A 23494-nucleotide genomic window follows, 5' to 3' on the forward strand; every position below is an offset into this window, starting at 1 on the left:
GACGCGAAGGGGCCCGGCATCGGATGCCGGGCCCCTTCGCCGTGTCGCGTACGGCCGGGGATCAGGACGGAGGGTTGCCCGTCGAGACCTTGAGCGTGATCTCCGGCATGTCCTCGGGGTCGACGTCCGTGCCCGCCGGCGGGAACTGTTCCCGGATGGAGCCCTCGCCGTAGGTGTTCTCGTCCACGTCGAGGATCTTGAAGTCGCCCCAGCCCGCGGCCTGCAGACACTCCTTCACCGACCCGATGTACTTGAACTTGAAGTTCGGCAGCCGGACCTTGTCGGGGTCGTTGTACGACTCCTGCGGCTCCTCGCACTCCTCCTTGTCGATCTTCTTCGACGTGTCCGGCCCGCGGTAACCCTCCGCCTTGCTCGCCGAGGCCGAGGCCGAGGCGCTGCCGCCTCCGTCGCCGGCCTGCGGGTCCTCGTCACCGCCGTTCATCATCAGCGCGGTGATCAGCCCGCCGACGGCGACGAGCGAGACGACGACCGACCCGATGATCACCGGCTTGTTCCGGCCGCCGCCGCCCGAGCCGCCCGAGCCGGACGTCTGGGGCGTGAGGTTGTACGGCGGCGGGGTCTGCGGCCCCGGCTGCGGCGCGTACGGCGACGGGGCGGGCGTCCGGTAGCCGCCCTGCTGCGGATAGCCGTACGCGGGGGACGGCGTCGGCGTGCCGTACGGATGGGGCGCCGGCGTCGGCTGGTACGGCGTCTGCACGTTGCCCGTGGGCGCCGGGGTCGCCTGGTCGACCGGCGGGAACACCGCGGAACCGACGCCCGCGCCGCTCTGCGCCTGGGTGCCCGGGACGATGCTCGGCGGGGCCGCGTGGAAGGACTGCGTCACCCGCAGGCACTCCCCGCGCATGGACTCCGCGCTGGGGAAACGCTCGTTCGGATTCTTCTTCAGCGCACGGGCGATCAGCGCGTCCACGGCCGGCGGCAGTGAACGGTTGATCGAGGACGCGACCGGCGGCTCCTCCTGCACATGCGCGTACGCGATGGCCAGCGGCGAGTCCGCCTCGAACGGCAGCCGCCCGGTGACCAGCTGGAACAGCATGATGCCGACCGAGTACAGGTCGGAGCGGGCGTCGACGCCCCGGCCGAGCGCCTGCTCCGGGGAGAGGTACTGGGGGGTGCCGACGACCATGCCGGTCTGCGTCATCGACGTCACGCCGGACTGCATGGCGCGGGCGATGCCGAAGTCCATCACCTTGACCACGCCGCGCTTGGTCATCATCACGTTGCCCGGCTTGATGTCGCGGTGGACCAGCCCCATCTCGTGGCTGATCTCCAGGGCCGCCAGGACGTCCGCGGTGATCTTCAGCGCCTTGTCGGCGGGCATCGCGCCCTGCTGCCGTACGTCCTCGTCGAGCACGGACCCCAGCGGGCGGCCCTCGACGTACTCCATGACGATGTACGGCGTCGTCATGCCGTCCACATCGTCCTCGCCGGTGTCGAAGACGGACACGATGTTGGTGTGCGTGAGCTTCGCCACGGACTGCGCCTCGCGGCGGAAGCGCTCCCGGAAGGCCTGCTCCCGGCCGAGTTCCGTGTGCAACGTCTTGATGGCGACCTGGCGGTCGAGCACGCTGTCGTAGGCGAGGTGCACCGAGGCCATGCCGCCCTGGCCGAGCAGGTCCCGCAGTTGGTAACGTCCGCCGGCGAGCGCCCGCCCCGCGCTGTGGCCCTGTGCGCCGTCCTGGCTCATGTTCCGCGTCCCCCGTAGCCTCTCCGACGCCGCCGTCGGCGGCCGATCCGTCGTAGATCCAATGCGCTATTACCGGCCAAGTCTGCCCCAGGCCACTGACACGTCAAGCGCGGTGCCCGTTCCGTGACCGTACGCGAAGGAAGCGTCGCGGAAGCGTTACAGCGGTCGTACTACCGGTACACGGAATTTGCACGACAGTACGGAGTACGGGTTTCATGGCCGGTCCGTCTCGTGCCGGTTCTGGAGGCCCGTCCCGGACCGGGGGCACACGCCAAGGCTGTAGCGTGGCCGACGAAGACCGTAACAACACCGCGCGCACCGCGGGCAGAAACGACGGCGAGGACTGATGGCACAGCAGCAGCGCGCCCAGGGCCCGTCCGACCCCGAGGCGACTGGCGGCGGCATCTCGGACGCGCCGGACAACTGGGGCAACGGCGGACTTGTCGGCGACGGCCGGTACCGGCTGACCCACCGGCTCGGCCGGGGCGGCATGGCCGAGGTGTTCGCCGCCGAGGACGTACGTCTCGGCCGCACGGTCGCCGTCAAGCTGCTGCGCGCCGATCTCGCCGAGGACCCCGTCTCCAAGGCGCGTTTCACGCGCGAGGCGCAGTCGGTGGCCGGTCTCAACCACCATTCCATCGTCGCCGTCTACGACTCCGGCGAGGACGTCGTCGGCGGCCAGTCGGTGCCGTACATCGTGATGGAGATCGTCGAGGGCCGCACCATCCGCGACCTGCTGATGAACGCCGAGGCCCCGGGCCCCGAGCAGGCGCTGATCATCGTCTCCGGTGTCCTGGAGGCGCTCGCCTACTCGCACCAGCACGGCATCGTGCACCGCGACATCAAGCCGGCCAACGTCATCATCACCCACAACGGTGCCGTGAAGGTGATGGACTTCGGCATCGCCCGCGCGCTGCACGGCGCGTCCACGACGATGACCCAGACCGGCATGGTCATGGGCACCCCCCAGTACCTCTCCCCGGAGCAGGCGCTCGGCAAGGCCGTCGACTACCGGTCCGACCTGTACGCCACCGGCTGCCTGCTGTACGAACTGCTGGCGCTGCGGCCCCCCTTCACCGGTGAGACGCCGCTGTCGGTGGTCTACCAGCACGTCCAGGACATCCCCACGCCCCCGTCGGAGGCCTCGGACGCCTGTCCGCCGGAGCTGGACGGCATGGTCATGCGGGCCCTCGCCAAGGAGCCCGACGACCGCTTCCAGACGGCCGAGGAGATGCGCGGGCTGATCCAGTACGCGCTGCAGATGCTCTACGAGCAGGGCGGTCACACCGGCACCTGGAACACCGGCCCGGTGGCGATGCACGAGGGTCCGCGCACCCCGGCGGCCGGCTTCGCGGGCACGACCGCGATGCCGCACCCGGACGTCTCCGGTACGGCGGCGATCCCGCAGCCGATCCTGCCCGCCGGTTACGGCGGTGGGTACGGCGGCGACGACGGCGGCTTCGAGGGCCACGGCAACAAGGGCAGCGGCCGCGGCAAGCTGTGGATCCTCGCGGTGCTCGCGGTGATCGCCGTCGCGGCGGGCGTGGCGCTGGCGCTGAACACCACCGGCGGCGGGGGCGGAGGGAAGCCCGACACGTCTCCGTCCGTGTCGCAGAGCACCGAGGACGACAAGTCCAGCGAGAGCCCGAGCGACGAGGCGACCGAGGAGACGACCGACCCGGGCACGGAGACCGACACCGACCCCGGTACGGGCTCCGGCGGGAACTGGGACCAGACGTACACGCCGACCCAGGAGCCGACGCGGACGGAGACGGAGCCCGAGGAGCCGACGAGCGAGCCCACGGCCACCCAGCCGACCGAGACGGGCGGCTCGAACCCCGGCGGGACGGACGGCGGCACCGAGGACGGCGGCACGGAGAGCGGCGGCACGGAGACCGGCGGCACGGCGGACGGTGGCGCGGACGCGGGTGGCGCGGACGCCGGCACGGGCAGCATCGAAGGTGTGACCGGCTGACCCCGGCCGGCTCCGGTCGCACCCCCGTTCACCCCGCGCGGCGTACCACTTCCGGTCACGAAATTCGACCCTTCCCGTGCCCGGGGTGGCCGGGATAACGTGCCGTTGCCCCGGCCTCCTGCGAGGCTGTGACCAGCGCACCTTCAGGGCCTTCCCCGATTTACTTGGAAATCCAAGCAAAATCGCAGGTCAAGTGGGGTTTCACAGAAATGTGGAGCACTGGGTACCGTGCCTCTTGCAGGGCGCTCGCCGGGGCACCTGTCACGCCTGTTCCCGGCCGAGTGGCACCCACCCCGTGCCCGGTGGTCGAGAAACAGGTGAGCCGCACTGGCCTACCGGCAACCCCGGGGGCCGGACCGACGGAGGAGCACACGTGACCGTGGAGAGCACCGCCGCGCGCACACCGCGACGCAGCGCCGGAACGAAGGCCGGCACCAAGCGCACCACCAGCGCCACCAAGAAGGCCGCCGGCGCCGGGAAGAGCGCCGAGCCCGCCCTCGTCCAGCTGCTGACGCCCGAGGGCGAGCGCGTCAAGAACGCCGAGTTCGACAAGTACGTCGCCGACATCACCGCCGACGACCTGCGCGGTCTGTACCGCGACATGGTGCTCACCCGCCGCTTCGACGCCGAGGCCACCTCCCTGCAGCGTCAGGGCGAGCTGGGCCTGTGGGCCTCGCTGCTCGGGCAGGAGGCGGCGCAGATCGGTTCCGGCCGGGCGCTGCGCGACGACGACTACGTCTTCCCCACCTACCGTGAGCACGGCGTCGCGTGGTGCCGCGGGGTGGACCCGACCAATCTGCTCGGCATGTTCCGCGGCGTGAACAACGGCGGCTGGGACCCGAACGGCAACAACTTCCACCTGTACACGATCGTCATCGGCTCGCAGGCCCTGCACGCCACGGGCTACGCGATGGGCATCACCAAGGACGGCGCGGACAGCGCGGTCATCGCCTACTTCGGCGACGGCGCGTCCAGCCAGGGTGACGTGGCCGAGGCCTTCACCTTCTCCGCGGTCTACAACGCCCCGGTGGTGTTCTTCTGCCAGAACAACCAGTGGGCGATCTCCGAGCCGACCGAGAAGCAGTCCCGCGTGCCGCTGTACCAGCGTGCGCAGGGCTTCGGCTTCCCGGGCGTCCGCGTGGACGGCAACGACGTGCTGGCGAACCTGGCCGTCACCAAGTGGGCCCTGGAGCGGGCGCGCGCCGGTGAGGGCCCGACGCTGGTCGAGGCGTTCACGTACCGCATGGGCGCGCACACCACCTCCGACGACCCGACCCGCTACCGGGGTGACGAGGAGCGCCTGGCCTGGGAGGCCAAGGACCCGATCCTGCGCCTTCGCCGCCATCTGGAGTCCGCACACCACGCGGACGAGGGATTCTTCGCGGAACTGGAGGCCGAGAGCGAGGTGTTGGGCAAACGAGTGCGCGAAGCGGTCCGTGCCATGCCGGACCCGGACCACTTCGCCATCTTCGAGAACGTGTACGCGGACGGACACGCGCTCGTGGACGAGGAGCGCGCGCAGTTCGCCGCGTACCAGGCGTCGTTCGCGGACGCGGACGGGGGTAAGTGACATGGCGGAGACCGTGACATCCAAGAGCATGGCCCTGGCCAAGGCGATCAACGAGTCGTTGCGGCACGCCCTGGACGCGGACCCGAAGGTCCTCGTCATGGGCGAGGACGTCGGCAAGCTCGGCGGCGTGTTCCGTGTGACGGACGGGCTGCAGAAGGACTTCGGCGACAGCCGCGTCATCGACACCCCGCTCGCCGAGTCGGGCATCGTCGGTACGGCGATCGGCCTGGCCCTGCGCGGCTACCGGCCGGTGGTGGAGATCCAGTTCGACGGCTTCGTCTTCCCGGCGTACGACCAGATCGTCACGCAGCTCGCGAAGATGCACGCCCGTTCGCTGGGCAAGGTCAAGATGCCCGTCGTCGTACGCATCCCCTACGGCGGCGGCATCGGCGCGGTGGAGCACCACTCCGAGTCCCCGGAGTCGCTGTTCGCCCATGTGGCGGGTCTGAAGGTGGTCTCCCCGTCGAACGCGTCGGACGCGTACTGGATGATGCAGCAGGCCATCCAGAGCGACGACCCGGTGATCTTCTTCGAGCCCAAGCGGCGCTACTGGGACAAGGGCGAGGTCGACACCCAGGCGATCCCGGGGCCGCTGCACACCGCGCGTGTGGTGCGCGAGGGCACGGACCTCACCCTCGCGGCGTACGGCCCGATGGTGAAGCTCTGCCAGGAGGCCGCGGACGCGGCGGCCGAGGAGGGCCGCTCCCTGGAGGTGCTGGACCTGCGCTCGGTCTCCCCGCTCGACTTCGACTCGATCCAGGCGTCGGTGGAGAAGACGCGCCGGCTGGTCGTCGTCCACGAGGCACCGGTGTTCTTCGGTTCCGGCGCGGAGATCGCCGCGCGGATCACGGAGCGCTGCTTCTACCACCTGGAGGCCCCGGTGCTGCGGGTGGGCGGCTACCACGCCCCGTACCCGCCGGCCCGCCTGGAGGAGTCCTACCTCCCGGACCTGGACCGGGTGCTGGACGCCGTCGACCGCTCGCTGGCGTACTGAGGAGAGGGTCGTGACGACGATGACGAACGCGTCCGTACGCGAGTTCAAGATGCCGGACGTGGGCGAGGGCCTCACCGAGGCCGAGATCCTCAAGTGGTACGTCCAGCCGGGTGACACGGTCACCGACGGCCAGGTGGTCTGCGAGGTCGAGACGGCGAAGGCGGCCGTCGAACTGCCCATCCCCTACGACGGTGTGGTCCGCGAGCTGCACTTCCCCGAGGGCACCACGGTGGACGTGGGCACGTCCATCATCGCAGTGGACGTCGCGGGCGGCGCGGCCCCGGTGGCGGTGGAGGAGGCACCCGCCCCCGCTCCCGCCGAGGAACCCGAGGAACCCGAGGAGAAGCCGGCGGCCCGCCAGCCGGTCCTGGTCGGCTACGGCGTGGCGACGTCCTCGACACGCCGCCGCCCGCGCAAGGCGCCGGCCCCGGACACCGCTGTCCGGCCGGAGCTGAACGGCCACGCCCCGGCGGCCCCCGGCGAGGGTGCACCGCGCCCCCTGGCGAAGCCCCCGGTGCGCAAGCTGGCGAAGGACCTGGGCGTCGACCTGACGACGGTCACCCCGACCGGCCCGGACGGCATCATCACCCGCGAGGACGTCCACGCGGCGGTGGCGCCCCGGCCCGAGGCCGTCCCGGAGGCCGCCCCGGCGGCCCCCGTGGTGGCACAGGCCCCTGCCCCGGTGTCGTACGACACCGCCCGCGAGACCCGCATCCCGGTCAAGGGGGTCCGCAAGGCCACGGCGGCGGCGATGGTCGGCTCGGCGTTCACGGCACCGCACGTCACGGAGTTCGTGACGGTCGACGTGACGCGCACGATGAAGCTGGTCGAGGAGCTCAAGCAGGACAAGGAGTTCACGGGCCTGCGCGTGAACCCCCTCCTGCTGATCGCCAAGGCCCTGCTGGTCGCCGTCAAGCGCAACCCGGAGATCAACGCGTCGTGGGACGAGGCGGCCCAGGAGATCGTGGTCAAGCACTACGTCAACCTGGGCATCGCGGCGGCCACCCCGCGCGGTCTGATCGTCCCGAACATCAAGGACGCCCACGCCAAGACGCTGCCGCAACTGGCCGAGTCCCTGGGTGAACTGGTGTCCACGGCCCGGGAGGGCAAGACCTCCCCGGCCGCGATGCAGGCGGGCACGGTCACGATCACCAACGTCGGCGTCTTCGGCGTCGACACGGGCACGCCGATCCTCAACCCCGGCGAGTCCGCGATCCTCGCGGTCGGCGCGATCAAGCTCCAGCCGTGGGTGCACAAGGGCAAGGTCAAGCCCCGCCAGGTCACCACCCTGGCCCTCTCCTTCGACCACCGCCTGGTCGACGGCGAGTTGGGTTCCAAGGTCCTGGCCGACGTGGCGGCGGTCCTGGAACAGCCGAAGCGGTTGATCAGCTGGGCGTGACGGCCACGAACCATTAGGTTCATCACAGGAGGGGCGCCGCAACTTCGGATTGCGACGCCCCTCCTGCTGTGCCGGTCCGCTCAGACCTGATGCAGCACGTATACCGGTGCCCCGTCCCCGGCCCCGCCCCGCGAGCGGATGCAGGCGTGCTTGCGCAGCAGCCGGAGGCATTCGTTGACGCGCCGCACGGAGAGCCCGGTGCGGGAGGCGATCGACTCCAGCGGCTCGCGCAGCTCACCGTTCTCGACGAGCACCGGGGCGATGACCAGGGCCACCGCCCACACGTCCTCGGTCACGGACAGCCGCTGCCGCCAGTCGGCAAGGACGGACTCGGTGGTGGGCCGCGCGGTGAGGAGGATCTCGGGCGTCCGACGTTCGAGGACGAGGGTGTCGAACCGGTCCGCGATGCGTTCCATGGCCCGGACCATGGCCTGCTGCACGGCGAGCGTGGCCTGTTGCACGGTGAGGGTGGCCTGCTGCGTGGCCGGCATCTCCCGCTGCATGGCCAGCGTCTCCTTTTGCAACGCGATCGATTCACGCTGCCCGCCGGCCAGCTCCTCATCCAGCTGAAGGTTGTGCGCCTCCAGCCGGACGATGGCCTCGGCGACCTGCTCCGGCATGGCGTAGGCGATGGGGGCGCCGGGGTCGGCGGGCTGCACCTCGGCCTCCGTCAGGGTGTAGTGCCCTTCCTGCTGCACTGCCTCAATCACTTCGGCCACCCACTGTTCGAAGGGTGCGCAGGCCGGTTTCGTGCATGCGTTGACGAGCAGGATCAGACCTTGTAGATCGATGAGTTGAAGGTCTCGGCGCCAACTCCGACCTGGGGGAATGCTGAGACAGTGACTTCCAGTCACTGTCTCGAGATTGTCTCGATGGTCCTCCGGAACATGGTCGAGGAGCGCTTTGCGAGGGGTGGTGTATCCCAGCGACTTGCAGACGTCCACCGCCGGGAACCAGTGGCTTCCGTTCGGCATGGTCAGCCGCCGGATCCGCTCTCCGGTCGCCGCGTAGACGAAGTCGCTGATGTCGATGGCCCCGGTCCGTTCGGTGGAGCCGGGCTGCTTGCTGGGTTCGTTCATATGAACCACCTTCGCTGCGGAACGTAGAGCGCAAAGGAGGGCATATGCCGGCCAGCTCGATGATGTTCACGACTGCGAGCGAAAGTGAACGAAACCGCTGCGGCGGCTCATGGCGACGTGTACAGCGGATGCCCGAGGTGACGGCGAGGTCGTCGGCGCGGTGACATTTCTCAGCACCGCTCTCCACCTGCGTAAACGCTGAGACCGTAAGCTCCAGTTACGGTCTCGGACATCTCTCGTCGCCCAGTGTGGAAGGCAGCGCGAGGCATGCGAAAGGGGCCCACCTGTGCGGGTGGACCCCTTTCCTGATCCGAGAAGGAGCGTCAGATCTTGCCGAAGCCGTAGCCCAGGAGCTTCTTGGCGTCCTTCTCGCGCTGGGTGGCGGAGGAGGAGGCGAGGACCGTGCCGATGACCGTCTTGCCGTTGCGGGTCGCGGCGAAGACCAGGCAGTACTTGGCCTCCGGGCCCGAGCCGGTCTTCACGCCGATCGTGCCGCTGTAGCTGCTGAGCAGCGTGTTGGTGTTGGTCCACGGCGCCATCGTGCGGGTGCTGCCCGTCTTCGTCTTCGTCTTCGCCGTGTACTTCTTCGTCTTCACGATCGAGCGGAACGTGGAGCTCTTCATCGCGCTGCTCGCGATCTTCGTCAGATCGCGCGGCGTCGAGTAGTTCTTGCCGTTCCCGATGCCGTCGAAGGAGTCGAAGTTGGTGTTCTTCAGACCCAGCTTCTTCGCCTCGGAGTTCATCTTGCCGATGAACGACTTCACGCGCGCCGCACGCGTCGAGCCCGTGCCGAACTTGTCCGCGAGCGCGTACGCCGCGTCGCAGCCGGACGGCAGCATCAGCCCGTACAGCAGCTGGCGCACGGTGACCTTGTCACCGACGATCAGCCGCGCCGACGAGGCGTTGTTCTTCACGATGTAGTCGCTGTACGCCTTCTGGATCGTGACCTTGGTGTCCAGGTTCAGGTTCTTCTGCGCCAGCACCACCTTCGCGGTCATGATCTTCGTCGTCGAGCCGGTCGAACGACGCGTGTCCGCCGCCTTCGTGTACAGCGACTTGCCGTTCGCGTTGTTCATCACGTAGCCGCCCTTGGCGACGATCGTGGGCGCGGCGGCGGCCTGCGCGGGTGCCGCGTAGAGGACTCCGGAGGCGATCACGGCGCCGGTGGTCACGGCGACGCCGGCGGCTCTGCGGATACGGAAGCCCTGGATGTCGATCTTCAAGTCGAATACCCCGATTACCTGGAATGGCCATGTCTTGCGGCCAAGTTGAGGTGCGGCCCATAAGGGAGCCGCGTCTGTCTGACTCGCGACACGCGTGGATGGTTGTGCCTGGATCGGGGTGCACTTCCGACTTATCCGAGTCCGCATCGTGGATGGATTCTTCCATGCGTGCGTGTTGTATCTATCCTGTCCGCATGACCAGCCCGGCCCCCGTGAAGCGACCACCCGCCACCGACCGCGTCTACGCCCACGTCAAGCAGGGCGTCCTGGAGCGCCGTTACGAGGGCGGGACGCTGCTCACCGAAGGCGAGCTGGCCGAGGTCGTGGGGGTCTCGCGGACCCCCGTGCGCGAGGCGCTGCTGCGGCTGGAGGCCGAAGGGCTGATCAAGCTCTACCCGAAGAAGGGCGCCCTGGTCCTGCCCGTCTCCGCGCAGGAGATCGCCGACGTCGTCGAGACCCGGCTGCTCGTCGAGGAGCACGCCGCCAGGAAGGCCGTACCCGCGCCGCCCGGACTCATCGAGCGGTTGGAGCGGCTGCTCGCCCGGCAGAAGGAACAGGCCGACGCCGGTGACTTCGCCGCGGCGTCCGTCACCGACCGGTGTTTCCACGCCGAGATCGTCCGCAGCGGCGGCAACGAGATCCTCTCCCGCCTCTACGACCAGCTCCGCGACCGCCAGCTGCGGATGGGCGTCGCCGTGATGCACTCCCACCCCGACCGGATCGCCAAGACCCTCGCCGAGCACGGGGAGATCCTCGAAGCACTGCGCTCCGGTGACGCGGAGGCGGCCGTCGGCGTCGTCCACCGGCATGTCGGCTGGTTCTCCCACCTGGCCCGGGGTGAGGTGCGATGAGCGGCGCGCGTACGGGTCCGGGCACGCTGCCCGGAGGCCCTCCCCCGGAGGGGGCACCCCCGGGCGGGCGGCGTGCCCTCGCGGTGTGGGGGATCGGCGTCTCGGTCTACTTCGTCGCCGTCATCTTCCGTACGTCGCTCGGGGTGGCCGGCCTCGACGCCGCCGACCGCTTCGACGTCAACGCCTCCGCCCTGTCCACCTTCTCCATCCTCCAGCTGCTGGTCTACGCGGGCATGCAGATACCCGTCGGGCTGCTGGTCGACCGGCTCGGCACGAAGAAGGTGCTGGGCATCGGGGTCGTGCTGTTCACGGCCGGGCAGCTCGGCTTCGCGTTCTCGCCGTCGTACGGCATGGCGCTCGCCTCGCGGGCGCTGCTCGGCTGCGGTGACGCGATGACGTTCATCAGCGTGCTGCGGCTGGGCACCCGCTGGTTCCCGGCCCGGCGCGGGCCGCTGGTCGCGCAGATGGCGGGGCTGGCCGGCATGGCGGGCAACCTCGTCTCCACGCTGGTCCTCGCCCGGCTGCTGCACGGCATCGGCTGGACGGCGGCGTTCGCGGGCAGCGCGCTCGCGGGTGTCGTGGTGTTCGTGCTGCTCGTGCTGTTCCTCAAGGACCACCCCGAGGGGCACGAACCGGAGCCCCTTTCGCACCGGGGCGCCGCCTACGTGCGCCGTCAGATCGCCGCCTCCTGGCGGGAGCCGGGGACGCGGCTCGGCCTGTGGGTGCACTTCACCACCCAGTTCCCGGCGATGATGTTCCTGCTGCTGTGGGGGATGCCGTTCCTGGTGGAGGCGCAGGGGCTGTCGCGGGCGGTCGCCGGTGAGCTGCTGACTCTCGTCGTGCTGTCCAACATGGTCTTCGGGCTCGTCTACGGCCAGGTCATCGCCCGGCATCACGGGGCGCGGCTGCCGCTGGCGCTGGGGACGGTGGGTGCGACGGCGGTGGTGTGGGCGGCCACCCTGGTCCATCCGGCGGACACGGTGCCGATGTGGTTGCTGGTGGTGCTGTGCGCGGTGCTGGGGGCTTGTGGGCCGGCGTCGATGATCGGGTTCGACTTCGCGCGGCCGGCGAATCCGGCCGAGCGGCAGGGGACGGCGTCGGGGATCACGAACATGGGGGGTTTCGTGGCCTCCATGACGACGTTGTTCGCGGTCGGGGTACTGCTGGACGCGACGGGGGGCGACTACGGCGTCGCCTTCTCGTCCGTGTTCGTGCTGCAGGTGTTGGGGGTCACCCAGATTCTGCGGTTGCGGAGGCGGGCGGCGCGGGCCGAGCGGGAGCGGCTGGTGGCCAGCCGGGTGAGTTCGGTGCACGTGCCTGTGTGACGGTGCCCGGGGGTGGGCGGGGGTGGGTCGTGCGGCCGGTGCGTGCCGGGTGCCTCCCCGCTCTCGGCTGCGCTCGAGCGGGAGGGTCCCCCACCGCCTCCCCGTGCCGCCCTGCGTCGCGATGGCCCGCGATTACTACGGGGTGACCGCGAAGTGGCGGAGGATCGCTGCCGTCAGGTCCGGGTCGCCCTCCGTCTTCAGCCGGTCCGCCACCGCCTCCGGGGTCACCCGGCCGCAGGTCAGGCGGACGAAGGTTTCCCAGTCGAGGCTGAGGGTGGCGGCCGGGCCGAGGGCCGGAGCAGTCTCCAGGGTGCCTCGGCCCTGGATGTCGACGCGGATCGTGCGCAGGAACTCCACCGGACCGTGGACGTCGATGACCACGGCCGAACTGCGCGGCGCCTGCGCGAGCTCGGCGACCACGCGCGGCAGCTCGGCGAGCAGCACGTCACGGGCGATGTGCGCGCCGGGGGAGTCGAGGTTGCCGGGGTGGCCGAGGGCCGTGCGCAGATCCTGCTCGTGCGCCCACACGGCGAAGGCGTGCCGGCGCATGGACTCCTCCAGCGTCAGCTCCGTGCCGAGCGGGCCGCGCACCTTGGTGCCGGGCTCGCGGTTCTCGTTCCGCAGCTGGCGGTTGCGCCGGATGATCATGAGCTCCAGCTCGGAGGTCATCTCCGGCGACGTGTGGTGGCGGCGCACGTCGACCTGCATCTCCATGTACCGCTGGTGGTCGTTGGTGACGTGGAACAGGTCGCGCGGCAGTGTGTGGATGGGGCGGGGGTCGCCGTACATCTCGGAGTCCAGGCCGATGACGTGCGAGACGACATCGCGGACCGACCAGCCCGGGCACGGCGTCCGCCGGTTCCAGTCGGCCTCCGGGAGCGGCTGCACCAGCTCGGATATCGCCTCGATGGAGTGGGTCCAGGCGTCGGCGTAGGGCTGGAGGGTGGGATGCAGACTCACGGAAACGGGACCCCTCGGCGGTCGGTACACGGGCAGGTTGTGGCGGCGGTGCCAGTGGGCGATGGTTGCACCAGGTGGGTGTCTCGGGTCGCTAAGTTACGCTGCTGCGAGGCACCCCGGCAGTGCTTTCGTGTGACGATCGTAGGCCCGTGTGCGCGGGTCGAATGCCAGGACGGTGGTAGTGTGCGCGCTTCCTTGCTCCAAGTCGCCGTGAACGAGGACGAATCGGTCGAATCGCGTCGACGTCGGGTCGCCGGGATGGTACGGGATCAGGCCGGGGCCGATCTCGTCGTGCTGCCGGAACTGTGGACCACGGGCGCGTTCGCGTACGAGGAGTTCGCCGGCGAGGCGGAACCGCTCGAAGGGCCGACCTTCGAGGCGATGGCCAAGGCCGCGAGCGACGCGGGCGTGTGGCTGCACGCGGGCTCGATTCCGGAACGGGACCCTGAAGGTCCCCTCTACAACACCTCGCTCGTCCTCTCCCCCTCCGGTGACCTGGCCGCCGCCTACCGCAAGATCCACCGCTTCGGCTTCGACAAGGGCGAGGCCGTGCTGATGGGGGCGGGCGACGCACTGGTGACGGTCCGTCTGCCGGGCACCGTCCTCGGTGTGGCGACCTGCTACGACCTCCGTTTCCCCGAACTCTTCCGCGGTCTCGTCGACGCCGGAGCCGAGACCCTCGTCGTCCCGGCGGGCTGGCCGGAGCGCCGCCGGGCCCACTGGACGCTCCTGGCCCGGGCACGGGCGGTGGAGAACCAGGCGTTCGTCCTCGCGTGTGGAACGGCCGGGACGCACGCCGGGGTTCCGCAGGCGGGTCACTCGATCGTGGTGGATCCGTGGGGCGAGGTCCTGGCGGAGGCGGGCCCCGGCGAGGAGGTCCTCACCGTCGACTTCGACCCGGCCACGGTGGCGGGCACCCGCGAACGCTTCCCGGCCCTGAAGGACCGCGTCCTGGGTCTGGCCGCCCCCCGGCACGTCTCCGGGTAGCCGCCCCGCCGCGGGGAGCCCGGGGCGGGACGGCCGTGCCGGTCGGCGCCGGGCCGAGGACAGCAGCATGCGCAGCGGGACGGTCTTCGCCTCGGCCTCGTGGCCCGCCTTGTCGACGTGGATCCCGTCACCGACGTCGTACGCCCCGTTGATGCTGTTGGGGTTCACCGGGTCCAGGACGGCGTGGTCGAAGTCGACGACGCCGTCGCACTCGCCACCGCAGTCACCCTGGTCGCCGACGTACGCGCCGATGTCCCAGCGGTAACGGTTCATCCGGTCGGTGTAGATCGGGCGCGGGGTGCTCGGCACGACGTACACCTCGATGCCCGCCTCGTGGAGCCGCGCGAAGACGTCCTTGTAGCTGTCGGTGATGCGGTCCGACGTGCACTTGTTCTGCAGGTCGTTGGTGCCGTAGAAGGAGATCACGCCGGTGACGCCGTGCAGCGCCAGGACGTCGCGCCGCAGACGCGGTCCGGCTTCGAGTCCGGCGACCGACGCGGGGGCGTCCGGGCAGCCGGCCCCGCTAGTCCTCCCGCTCCTTCTCCGCCAGGTGGATCACACACACCGCCACCGCGATCAGCAGCGCCGGGTCCGCGTCCTCGCGCACGACGTCGACGCCGTACGTCTCCCGGACGTGCAGCAGGCGGCGTGAGACCACGGCGAGCAGCTCACCGTCGTACTCGACGGCGAACTCCCGGTCGAGGATCCGGCCGCTGACGTCCAGCTCGGTGCCGCCGTCCGCCAGTGCCACCCGGTAGTGGTTGCGCAGCAGCGACAGCCGCTTGCGCCGGACCGTCGCCAGCGGCTCCCCGCCGCGCTCGATCACCATCGTGTCCCGCAGGGCGAACATCTTCTGCCGGATGTCGATGAGCACCCGGCCCTCGGTGTTCTTGAGCTCGAAGGTGTCCCGCAGCCGCATCGCCTTGCCGTCGACGAGGAAGACCTTGTTCCCGTGGTCGTCCTCGATCCAGTAGTCGTCCCCGATCCCGAGGATCCGGTCCCGCACAAGGAATCTCATGCCGCCAGCCCTTCCCCGCGCCCGGCTCCGGGACGCGGACACTAGCCCGACGGACTGACAGCCCCTCCGGGCACGGCAAGGGCGCGGGAGATCCTTTCTCCCGCGCCCTTCGGTGTGGCGGTCGGCCGGTCAGACCCCGTACCCGTCGCTGTAGCCGTCGCGGGTGCGGGGGCGGGTGGCGTCGTCGACGACCGGGGTGGCGGGGGGTACGACGACCCGCCTGCGCCGGGCGATGCTGCTGAAGGTCGCGACGCCGATCAGACCGACGATCATGAAGATGACGCCGACCAGGTCAAGGTTGACACCCTGCATGTCCCAGTCGGTCGCGAACGTGAGGATTGCTCCCGCGGCGATGAGGATGATGCATCCGCCGAGGCCCATGAGTGTCGCCTCCCTGTCCGGTGTTTCCGGTGCGAACCGGGTACCCGGGCGGGCGTCACCCATGCGCCGTACGGCAGTTGACTAGCCGTCGAGGAAGGCGACGAGGGCGTTCGCCAGCAGGAACGGGTCCTTCGCGCCGCACAGTTCGCGTGCGCTGTGCATCGACAGGATCGCCACGCCGATGTCGACGGTCCTGATGCCGTGCCGGGCCGCGGTGATCGGGCCGATGGTGGTGCCGCACGGCATCGCGTTGTTGGAGACGAAGGACTGGAAGGGGACCTCCGCCTTCTCACAGGCCGCCGCGAAGACCGCCCGACCGGAACCGTCCGTGGCGTAGCGGTTGTTGACGTTCACCTTGAGGATGGGTCCGCCGTCGACGCGCGGGTGGTGCGTCGGGTCGTGCCGCTCCGCGTAGTTGGGGTGGACGGCGTGACCGGTGTCGGAGGAGAGGCAGACGGAGCCGGCGAAGGCGCGGGCCCGGTCCTCGTACGATCCTCCGCGCGCGAACACCGAACGCTCGAGGACGCCGCCGAGCAGCGGGCCGTCCGCGCCGGTGTCGGACTGGGAGCCGTTCTCCTCGTGGTCGAAGGCGGCGAGGACGGGGATGCAGGAGAGGTCGGAGCCCTTGCCCGCCACGGCGGCGAGCGCGGCCGTGGCGGCGTGCACGGAGAGCAGGTTGTCCATGCGCGGGCCGGCCACCAGCTCGCGGTCGCGGCCCAGGTGGGCGGGTGGCTCGACCGAGTGGACCATCAGGTCCCAGCCGGTGACCTCGCCGGCCGGGAGCCCGGCGGTCTCCTCCAGGAAGGCGATGAGGTCGCCGTCGCGGACGTCGTCGCCCATGCCCCAGATCGGCTGCATGTGCCGCTGCTTGTCGAGCTTGAGGCCGTCGGCGTTGACCGAGCGGTCCAGGTGGATGGCGAGCTGGGGGACTCGCAGCAGGGGGCGGTCGACGTTGACCAGGCGGGTGGAGCCGTCACGCAGGGACAGCCGGCCGGCCAGGCCCAGGTCGCGGTCGAGCCAGGAGTTGAGCAGCGGACCGCCGTAGATCTCCACGGCCACCTGGCGCCAGCCGTGCGCCCCGCTGTCGGGCCGGGGCTTGACGCGCAGGTTGGGCGAGTCGGTGTGGGCGCCGACGATCCGGAAGGGGGTGTGCGCGCTCGCGCCCTCGGGGACGTACCAGGCGATGATCGCGCCGCCGCGCAGCACGTACCTGCCGCCGGTCCCCGCGGCGGAGCCCGCTGATGTCGCCGTGTCCCAGGCGTCCGTCTCCGCGACCTGACGGAAGCCCGCCTTCTCCAGCCGCTCGGCCGCGTTCGCCACGGCGTGGTACGGCGTGGGGCTCGCCGCCAGGAAGGACATCAGGTCGTCGGTGTGGCCGCGATCGAAGCGGGGGGGTTCGCTCATGGGGTTCACCTTAACGAGGGCGAGGGCCCGCTTCCCTGTGCGGGAGCGGGCCCTCGTGAGGTCTGTACGGGGTCGTCCTAGAACGCCGCCTCGTCCAGTTCCATCAGGTCCAGCTCGACGCCCTCGGCGACCTTGCGGGCCAGGGTGACGCCGGGCAGGACGTTGGCCGCGAAGAACTTCGCCGCGGCGATCTTGCCGGTGTAGAAGGCGACGTCCTTGGCGGAGGCCGTCGGGAGCTTCTCGGCGGCGATCGCGGCGCCCTTGAGGAGCAGGTGGCCGACGATCACGTCACCGGAGGCCATCAGCAGACGGGTGGTGTTCAGGCCCACCTTGTAGATGTTCCTGACGTCCTGCTCGGTGGCCGCGAGGTCGGTGAGCATCAGGCCGACGATGGCCTCCAGCTCGACGGCCGCCTTGGCCAGGTGCTCGCGGGCCGCGCCGAGCTCCTCGCCGCCCTCGCCGAGCGCCAGGAACTTCTTGATGTCCTCGGCCAGCGAGTTCAGTGCCGCGCCCTGGTTGCGGACGATCTTCCGGAAGAAGAAGTCCTGGCCCTGGATCGCGGTGGTGCCCTCGTACAGGGTGTCGATCTTGGAGTCCCGGATGTACTGCTCGATCGGGTACTCCTGCAGGAAGCCGGAGCCGCCGAAGGTCTGCAGCGACTGGGCGAGCTGCTCGTAGCCCTTCTCGGAGCCGTAGCCCTTGACGATGGGGAGGAGCAGGTCGTTGAGCGCGTGCTCGGACTTCGCGTCCTCGCCCGCCGCCTCCTTCACCGCGATCGTGTCCTGCACCGACGCCGTGTACAGCACCAGCGCGCGCATGCCCTCCGCGTACGCCTTCTGCGTCATCAGCGAGCGGCGCACGTCGGGGTGGTGGGTGATGGTGACCTTGGGCGCGCTCTTGTCCATGAAGTTCGCCAGGTCGGGGCCCTGGACGCGCTCCTTGGCGTACTCCAGCGCGTTGAGGTAGCCCGTCGACAGCGTGGAGATCGCCTTCGTGCCGACCATCATGCGGGCGAACTCGATGATGCGGAACATCTGGCGGATGCCGTCGTGCTTGTCGCCGATCAGCCAGCCCTTGGCGGGGTGCCGGTCGCCGAAGGTCATCTCGCAGGTGTTGGAGGCCTTCAGGCCCATCTTGTGCTCGACGTTGGTGGCGTAGGCGCCGTTGCGCTCGCCCAGCTCACCGGTCTCGACGTCGAAGAGGTACTTCGGGACGAGGAAGAGGGACAGGCCCTTGGTGCCGGGGCCGGCGCCCTCGGGACGCGCGAGCACGTAGTGGAGGATGTTCTCCGACATGTCGTGCTCACCGGACGTGATGAACCGCTTCACGCCCTCGATGTGCCAGGAGCCGTCCTCCTGCTGGACCGCCCTGGTGCGGCCGGCGCCCACGTCCGAGCCGGCGTCCGGCTCGGTGAGGACCATGGTGGAGCCCCACTGCTTCTCGACGGCGATCCGCGCGATCCTCTTCTGCGTCTCGTTGCCCTCGTCGTGCAGGATCCCGGCGAAGGCCGGACCGGAGGAGTACATCCACACGGCCGGGTTGGCGCCCAGGATCAGCTCCGCGTACGCCCAGATCAGCGACGGGGGAGCCGTCGTGCCACCGATGCCCTCGGGCAGGCCCAGGCGCCAGTACTCGGAGTCCATGAAGGCCTGGTAGCTCTTCTTGAAGGACGCCGGGACCGGCGCGGTGTTGGTCTCCGGGTCGAACACCGGCGGGTTGCGGTCGGCGTCGGTGAAGGACTCGGCCAGCTCGTTCTCCGCGAGCCGGGTCAGCTCGTCGAGGACGCTCTTCGCGGTGTCGACGTCCATCTCCTCGAACGGACCCGTGCCGTACAGCTTGTCGCGACCGAGTACTTCGAAGAGGTTGAACTCGATGTCGCGCAGATTCGACTTGTAGTGCCCCATGGCGACGGCTCCGTTAAAGAGGTATCGGCGAGGCACTGACTCCTCGCAACTGATTCACGTACCGGCAAGTAGTTCCGATGATGCTACCCGTCGGTAATAAGAAGCAACCCCGATCCGGACATCTGTGACGCAGCCCTCCCGCCGGGTCAGTAGTCTGTGCGGCATGTACGGCTACGACCAGAGCGCGGGGGCGCAGCAGGGTTACGTCCCGCCGCAGCAGCAGCAGATGCCGGGTGGGTACGGGCAGCAGGCGCCGCTGTATCCGGAGCCGTCCGCGCCCTCGCTCGCCGACGCGGTGCGCGCGTTCACCACCGGACAGATGGCGGCCGAGGACTTCCAGCAGGTCTTCGCCACCTCCAAGGTCTACTGCCCGCGCGGCGACAATCCCGGATTCCTCGCCCTGCACAACACCCAGCAGCCGGTGATCCCCATGTTCACCTCGCTCAAGGAGCTGCGGCGTTACGCGGGCAAGGAGTCCAAGTACTTCGTGATCACCGGCGCCGAGGTGATCGACCTGCTGCCCACGGGGTACGGCTGCGTGCTCGACATGGAGGGCGAGCACCGGATGGTGTTCGACGCCAAGGCCGTGGAGCAGATGGTCGAGTTCGCGATGCGCCGCATGTACGGCTGAAGCCGTCGCCGCGCGGACGGCTGATCCGCGCCACTCCTGAGACCGGGCCCGGAGGGAATGTCCTCCGGGCTCTCTTCGTTCGGAGTGGCAAGAAGTTCAACGCTCAACTAAACTGGGCGTACCCGAGGAGGTACCGACATGCCTGCAGTGACCGTCGAGAACCCGTTGACGCTGCCCCGCGTGACCGCGCCCGCCGACGCCGTGGCACGCCCCGTGCTCACCGTCACGACCGCGCCGAGCGGTTTCGAGGGCGAGGGCTTCCCGGTGCGCCGGGCGTTCGCCGGGATCAACTACCGCCATCTCGACCCGTTCATCATGATGGACCAGATGGGCGAGGTGGAGTACGCCCCGGGGGAGCCGAAGGGAACGCCCTGGCACCCGCACCGCGGCTTCGAGACCGTCACCTACATCATCGACGGGATCTTCGACCACCAGGACTCCAACGGCGGTGGCGGCACCATCACCAACGGCGACACCCAGTGGATGACGGCCGGCAGCGGTCTGCTCCACATCGAGGCGCCGCCGGAGCAGCTCGTCATGTCCGGCGGGCTCTTCCACGGACTCCAGCTGTGGGTGAACCTCCCCGCCAAGGACAAGATGATGGCCCCGCGCTACCAGGACATCCGGGGCGGCAGCGTCCAGCTGCTCACCTCCCCCGACGGCGGCGCGCTGCTGCGCGTCATCGCCGGCGAGCTGGACGGCCACGAGGGTCCCGGCATCACGCACACGCCGATCACGATGGTCCACGCGACGCTGGCGCCGGGCGCGGAGATCACCCTGCCCTGGCGGGAGGACTTCAACGGTCTGGCGTACGTCCTCGCGGGCCGGGGCGCGGTCGGTGCCGAGCGGCGTCCGGTCCACGTCGGCCGGACCGCCGTCTTCGGCGCGGGCTCCTCGCTGACCGTCCGCGCGGACGAGAGGCAGGACTCCCACACCCCGGACCTGGAGGTCGTCCTGCTCGGCGGCAAGCCGATCCGTGAGCCGATGGCCCACTACGGCCCGTTCGTGATGAACACCCGCGACGAGCTCCAGCAGGCCTTCGAGGACTTCCAGAAGGGCCGGCTCGGAACGGTCCCGGCGGTGCACGGCATGTCCGAGGGCGGACCCGCGGTCGGCAGCGACGACGCCTGAGGACTGCCCGCGTCCGGCAGTGATCCCGGCCGCGTACGGACACGATGATGTCCGTACGCGGCCGGATCACTGAGGAGAGGGCGGGGCACCGATGGGCGAGCGCCGGATACGGAAGATGCTGCGGCAGATGGAGAGCGGGGAGCCCGTACGGGTCACCGGCGCCATGGCGACCACGACGAAGCTCGCCCGGTCCGCCGCCATGGCCCGGCAGTTCGGCTACGAATACGCGGACGTACGGCAGGACGGCGGGCCGCAGGGCAAGCAGTACGTCGTCGTGATCGTGCCCGACCCCACTCCCGAGGCCCGCGCGCGGGCGGCGCGGAACCGGTCGCGGTACCCGAGGGCCGCCGACGGCGGTGAGCTGCCGCGCCTCGCGCCCGAGGCGGTCGAGCTGCTCAAGGCCCGCATCACCTTCGACATCACCGCCATGTACACCGACAGGCAACGGATCGTGCTCGCCGGTGTCGGCGCCGTTCCGCTGGCCCTGCCCGTCGGCCTCGTACTCGGCTCGGGCGGCATGACCGTGGTTCTCACCGTCCTCGCCTGGGCCGCGGTGATGGCCCTCCTCCCGGTCGGGTTCGCCGTCAACCGGCGGTTCGAGGCCAAGTACGCCGCTCTCCTGCGGGCCGCCGGCTTCACCCCGGTGACCGACCCGGAGGGGCGGCTGCGGTACCTGCCGCCGGGCGGGCGGCTTCCCGGGCACGGCAGTCCCTTCGCCGGCTGAGCCGCCGGCCCGGCCCTTTCAACGGGGGCCGGCCCCCTCCGTCTCGTACAGCTCGAACCAGATGCTCTTGCCCGTGCCGCGCGGGGCGACGCCCCAGGTGTGGGCGAGGAGCTCGATCAGGACCAGGCCGCGTCCGGAGGACGCCAGCTCGCCCGGTCTGCGCAGGTGCGGCAGGTCGTCGCCGGCGTCGGTGACCTCGATGCGCATCCGGCGGCCGTCCCGCCCGTCGATGACCTCGGCGAGCAGCAGGGCGTCCGTGTCGGTGTGCACGAGGACGTTGGTGAGCACCTCCGACAGCAGCAGCACCGCCGAGTCCACCTGGTCCGGCGAGGACCAGTCGTGCAGCAGCTCGCGCAGCTGCTGCCGGGCCACCGAGACCCGCTCGGGCTCGGCCTGCGCGACCGTCAGCATCGTGCGGCGCACGGGAGGCCGTACCGTGTCCGTCTCCGCGCCGCGGCCGCATCCCTCGCCCCGCCGGCTCAGCAGCATCATGGCGATGTCGTCCTCGCGTCGGTCGGCGAGTGGGCCGGTGGTGTGGTGCGAGGAGGGGCCGTGCACCGCCTGCACCAGGGTGTCGGCCAGTTCCTCCTGGTCGCCCTCGTGCTTCTCGAGGAGGGTGCGCAGCCGCTGCCAGCCGGTCTCCAGGTCGTGGCCGCCGGTCTCGATCAGCCCGTCCGTGCAGATCAGCATCGTCTCGCCGGACTCCAGGACGAACCGGGTGGTCGGATAGTCGGCGCCCGGGTCGACGCCCAGCGGCAGTCCGCCCGCCGTCGGCCGGGCCAGCACCGTCCCGTCCGCCATGCGGATCACCGGTTCCGGGTGCCCGGCGCGGGCGGCCTCCAGCACTCCGCTCACCGGGTCGACCTCGACGTACAGACAGGTCGCGAAGCGGGGATCGGCGGGGTCCGCCTCGCCGATCCCGTGCAGGAAGCGGGAGGCGCGGGAGAGCACGGCGTCGGGGCGGTGCCCCTCCGAGGCGTACGCCCGCAGGGCTATCCGCAGCTGGCCCATCAGTCCGGCCGCCCGTACGTCGTGGCCCTGGACGTCCCCGATGACCATGGCGAACCGTCCGTTGGGCAGCGGGATGACGTCGTACCAGTCGCCGCCGACCTGGAGCCCGCCGCCGGTGGGGACGTAGCGGGCGGCGAGGCTCATGCCCGGAATGCCGGGGCCGAGCTTCGGCAGCATCGTGCGCTGCAGTCCCTCGCTCAGCGCCCGCTCGTTCTCGGCGGTGCCCGCGCGGGCCAGCGCCTGGGCCAGCATCCGGGCGACCGTGGTCAGCACGGAACGCTCGTCGGGGGTGAAGGCGACCGGGTAGGTGAAGGCCGCCAGCCAGGCGCCCATCGTGCGGCCGGACGCGGTCAGCGGCAGAAAGGCCCAGGACTGCCGTCCGAAGCGCTGGGCGAGCGGCCAGGCGAGCGGGTAGCGGGTCTCGTACTGCTCCGGGGAGGAGAGGTAGACCGCGCGGCCCGTGCGCACCACCTCGGCGGCCGGGTAGTCGGTGTCCAGTGGCATGTAGGTGAACGGGTGGTCGGAACCGGGCTCGTGTCCGTGGTGGCCGACGATCGTGAGGTGGTCGCCCTCCACGCCGAACACGGCCAGGCCGTCCGGTGAGAAGCCCGGCATCGACAGGTTGGCCGCGACCCGCAGCACCTCCTGCGTCGACCGGGCCTCCGCCAGCGCCCGGCCGGCGTCCAGCAGGAACGCCTCCCGGGAGCGCCGCCAGTCACCGGTGACCGCGCTGCGCCCGGCGGGTGTGCCCGGCCTCGGTTCGGTGACCTCCTGGAGGGTGCCGGTCAGGACGTACGCCTTGCGGGCGTGGTCGAAGGAGGGCTTGGAGCGGCTGCGCACCACCCGGACGACCCGCTTCTGGTCGTCCATGATCCGGATCCGTACCTCGGCGAGGGTGCCCTCGGCGACGGCGAGCTGGACCACCCCGGTGATCTCGTTCCAGTCGACGGGGTGCAGACGGGCGCGGACCTGGGCCTCCGTGAGGGTGACCTGCTCGGCGGGCAGCCCGAGCAGCCGTGCCGTCATGGCGTCGACCGTGACCAGCCCGGCGGCGGTGTCCCAGTGCCACAGACCGGTGCCGAGGGCGGCGAGGACGTCCCCCAGGGAGGGCAGGGGCTCACCAGTGCGCATTGCACCACTTTATGAAGAGGGTGTCGAAAAGTTCCACCGCGCCCGACTCGTAAGGGCAGAGAAGCGATCTTGGCCCGGCCGGTAGGCT

General features: G+C 70.4%; 19 protein-coding genes. 10 read left to right on the top strand and 9 right to left on the bottom strand.

Translation table 11 applies throughout. The features are described from left to right. Positions 1 to 61: 61 nt before the first annotated feature. Entirely contained in the window at positions 62 to 1708 is a 1647-nt protein-coding gene (locus ACH4VX_RS18230; protein WP_398368386.1) for a protein kinase, read from the bottom strand. A gap of 346 nt (positions 1709 to 2054) precedes the next feature. Between ACH4VX_RS18230 and ACH4VX_RS18235 the strand changes: the two genes are divergently transcribed. From ACH4VX_RS18235 to ACH4VX_RS18250, 4 genes are all read left to right on the top strand, one after another. Then, positions 2055 to 3683 (top strand): protein kinase, encoded by a 1629-nt coding sequence (locus ACH4VX_RS18235; protein ID WP_398368387.1) that lies wholly within the window; start codon positions 2055 to 2057, stop codon positions 3681 to 3683. A gap of 373 nt (positions 3684 to 4056) precedes the next feature. After that, positions 4057 to 5253: a pyruvate dehydrogenase (acetyl-transferring) E1 component subunit alpha gene (gene pdhA / locus ACH4VX_RS18240; RefSeq protein WP_398368388.1), complete on the top strand. Its 1197-nt coding sequence runs from the start codon at positions 4057 to 4059 to the stop codon at positions 5251 to 5253. 1 nt (position 5254) lies between these two features. After that, entirely contained in the window at positions 5255 to 6247 is a 993-nt protein-coding gene (locus ACH4VX_RS18245; protein ID WP_398368389.1) for an alpha-ketoacid dehydrogenase subunit beta, read from the top strand. A 10-nt stretch (positions 6248 to 6257) separates the two neighbouring features. Then, positions 6258 to 7646, top strand: coding sequence for a dihydrolipoamide acetyltransferase family protein (locus ACH4VX_RS18250; RefSeq protein ID WP_398368390.1), 1389 nt, complete (start codon positions 6258 to 6260; stop codon positions 7644 to 7646). A gap of 80 nt (positions 7647 to 7726) precedes the next feature. On the opposite strand, the gene ACH4VX_RS18255 is transcribed toward ACH4VX_RS18250, so the two are convergent. Together ACH4VX_RS18255 and ACH4VX_RS18260 are read right to left on the bottom strand one after the other, a co-directional pair. After that, complete coding sequence (locus tag ACH4VX_RS18255) at positions 7727 to 8725, bottom strand: Bro-N domain-containing protein (RefSeq protein ID WP_398368391.1); 999 nt, start codon at positions 8723 to 8725, stop codon at positions 7727 to 7729. A 323-nt stretch (positions 8726 to 9048) separates the two neighbouring features. Next, positions 9049 to 9948: a D-alanyl-D-alanine carboxypeptidase family protein gene (locus tag ACH4VX_RS18260; RefSeq protein ID WP_398368392.1), complete on the bottom strand. Its 900-nt coding sequence runs from the start codon at positions 9946 to 9948 to the stop codon at positions 9049 to 9051. 194 nt (positions 9949 to 10142) lie between these two features. On the opposite strand from ACH4VX_RS18260, the gene ACH4VX_RS18265 reads away from it, so the two are divergent. Next, on the top strand, positions 10143 to 10799 hold the full coding sequence (locus tag ACH4VX_RS18265) for a GntR family transcriptional regulator (protein ID WP_398368393.1): 657 nt from the start codon (positions 10143 to 10145) through the stop codon (positions 10797 to 10799). Next, positions 10796 to 12124: a nitrate/nitrite transporter gene (locus ACH4VX_RS18270; protein WP_398368394.1), complete on the top strand. Its 1329-nt coding sequence runs from the start codon at positions 10796 to 10798 to the stop codon at positions 12122 to 12124. The genes ACH4VX_RS18265 and ACH4VX_RS18270 overlap by 4 nt, the downstream gene beginning before the upstream one ends. A gap of 135 nt (positions 12125 to 12259) precedes the next feature. Here the strand turns inward: ACH4VX_RS18270 and ACH4VX_RS18275 are convergent, their stop codons facing one another. Continuing rightward, positions 12260 to 13084, bottom strand: coding sequence for a maleylpyruvate isomerase family mycothiol-dependent enzyme (locus ACH4VX_RS18275; RefSeq protein WP_398368395.1), 825 nt, complete (start codon positions 13082 to 13084; stop codon positions 12260 to 12262). Between the two features lie 183 nt (positions 13085 to 13267). Here ACH4VX_RS18275 and ACH4VX_RS18280 point away from each other — a divergent pair, with 183 nt between their 5' ends. Next, positions 13268 to 14071, top strand: coding sequence for a carbon-nitrogen family hydrolase (locus ACH4VX_RS18280; RefSeq protein WP_398368396.1), 804 nt, complete (start codon positions 13268 to 13270; stop codon positions 14069 to 14071). A gap of 523 nt (positions 14072 to 14594) precedes the next feature. Here ACH4VX_RS18280 and ACH4VX_RS18285 read toward each other — a convergent pair. From ACH4VX_RS18285 to ACH4VX_RS18300, 4 genes are all read right to left on the bottom strand, one after another. Continuing rightward, complete coding sequence (locus ACH4VX_RS18285; RefSeq protein ID WP_398368397.1) at positions 14595 to 15089, bottom strand: LURP-one-related/scramblase family protein; 495 nt, start codon at positions 15087 to 15089, stop codon at positions 14595 to 14597. Between the two features lie 129 nt (positions 15090 to 15218). Continuing rightward, entirely contained in the window at positions 15219 to 15470 is a 252-nt protein-coding gene (locus tag ACH4VX_RS18290; RefSeq protein ID WP_398368398.1) for a DUF6458 family protein, read from the bottom strand. Between the two features lie 81 nt (positions 15471 to 15551). Then, on the bottom strand, positions 15552 to 16874 hold the full coding sequence (locus tag ACH4VX_RS18295) for a M18 family aminopeptidase (RefSeq protein ID WP_398368399.1): 1323 nt from the start codon (positions 16872 to 16874) through the stop codon (positions 15552 to 15554). Between the two features lie 77 nt (positions 16875 to 16951). Then, entirely contained in the window at positions 16952 to 18778 is a 1827-nt protein-coding gene (locus ACH4VX_RS18300; RefSeq protein ID WP_398368400.1) for an acyl-CoA dehydrogenase, read from the bottom strand. Between the two features lie 163 nt (positions 18779 to 18941). On the opposite strand from ACH4VX_RS18300, the gene ACH4VX_RS18305 reads away from it, so the two are divergent. The 3 genes from ACH4VX_RS18305 to ACH4VX_RS18315 all read left to right on the top strand — a co-directional run bounded on the left by ACH4VX_RS18305 (position 18942) and on the right by ACH4VX_RS18315 (position 21264). Further along, a complete protein-coding gene (locus ACH4VX_RS18305; protein ID WP_398368401.1) occupies positions 18942 to 19409 on the top strand; it encodes an SseB family protein in 468 nt (155 codons plus the stop codon). 138 nt (positions 19410 to 19547) lie between these two features. Further along, on the top strand, positions 19548 to 20540 hold the full coding sequence (locus tag ACH4VX_RS18310; RefSeq protein ID WP_398368402.1) for a pirin family protein: 993 nt from the start codon (positions 19548 to 19550) through the stop codon (positions 20538 to 20540). A gap of 91 nt (positions 20541 to 20631) precedes the next feature. Continuing rightward, a complete protein-coding gene (locus tag ACH4VX_RS18315; RefSeq protein ID WP_398368403.1) occupies positions 20632 to 21264 on the top strand; it encodes a sulfurtransferase TusA family protein in 633 nt (210 codons plus the stop codon). A gap of 18 nt (positions 21265 to 21282) precedes the next feature. On the opposite strand, the gene ACH4VX_RS18320 is transcribed toward ACH4VX_RS18315, so the two are convergent. Further along, positions 21283 to 23406 (bottom strand): SpoIIE family protein phosphatase, encoded by a 2124-nt coding sequence (locus ACH4VX_RS18320; protein ID WP_398368404.1) that lies wholly within the window; start codon positions 23404 to 23406, stop codon positions 21283 to 21285. Positions 23407 to 23494: the final 88 nt, after the last annotated feature.

This window comes from Streptomyces sp. NPDC020731, from assembly GCF_044334705.1.
In the GTDB taxonomy this organism is placed as follows: Bacteria; Actinomycetota; Actinomycetes; order Streptomycetales; family Streptomycetaceae; genus Streptomyces.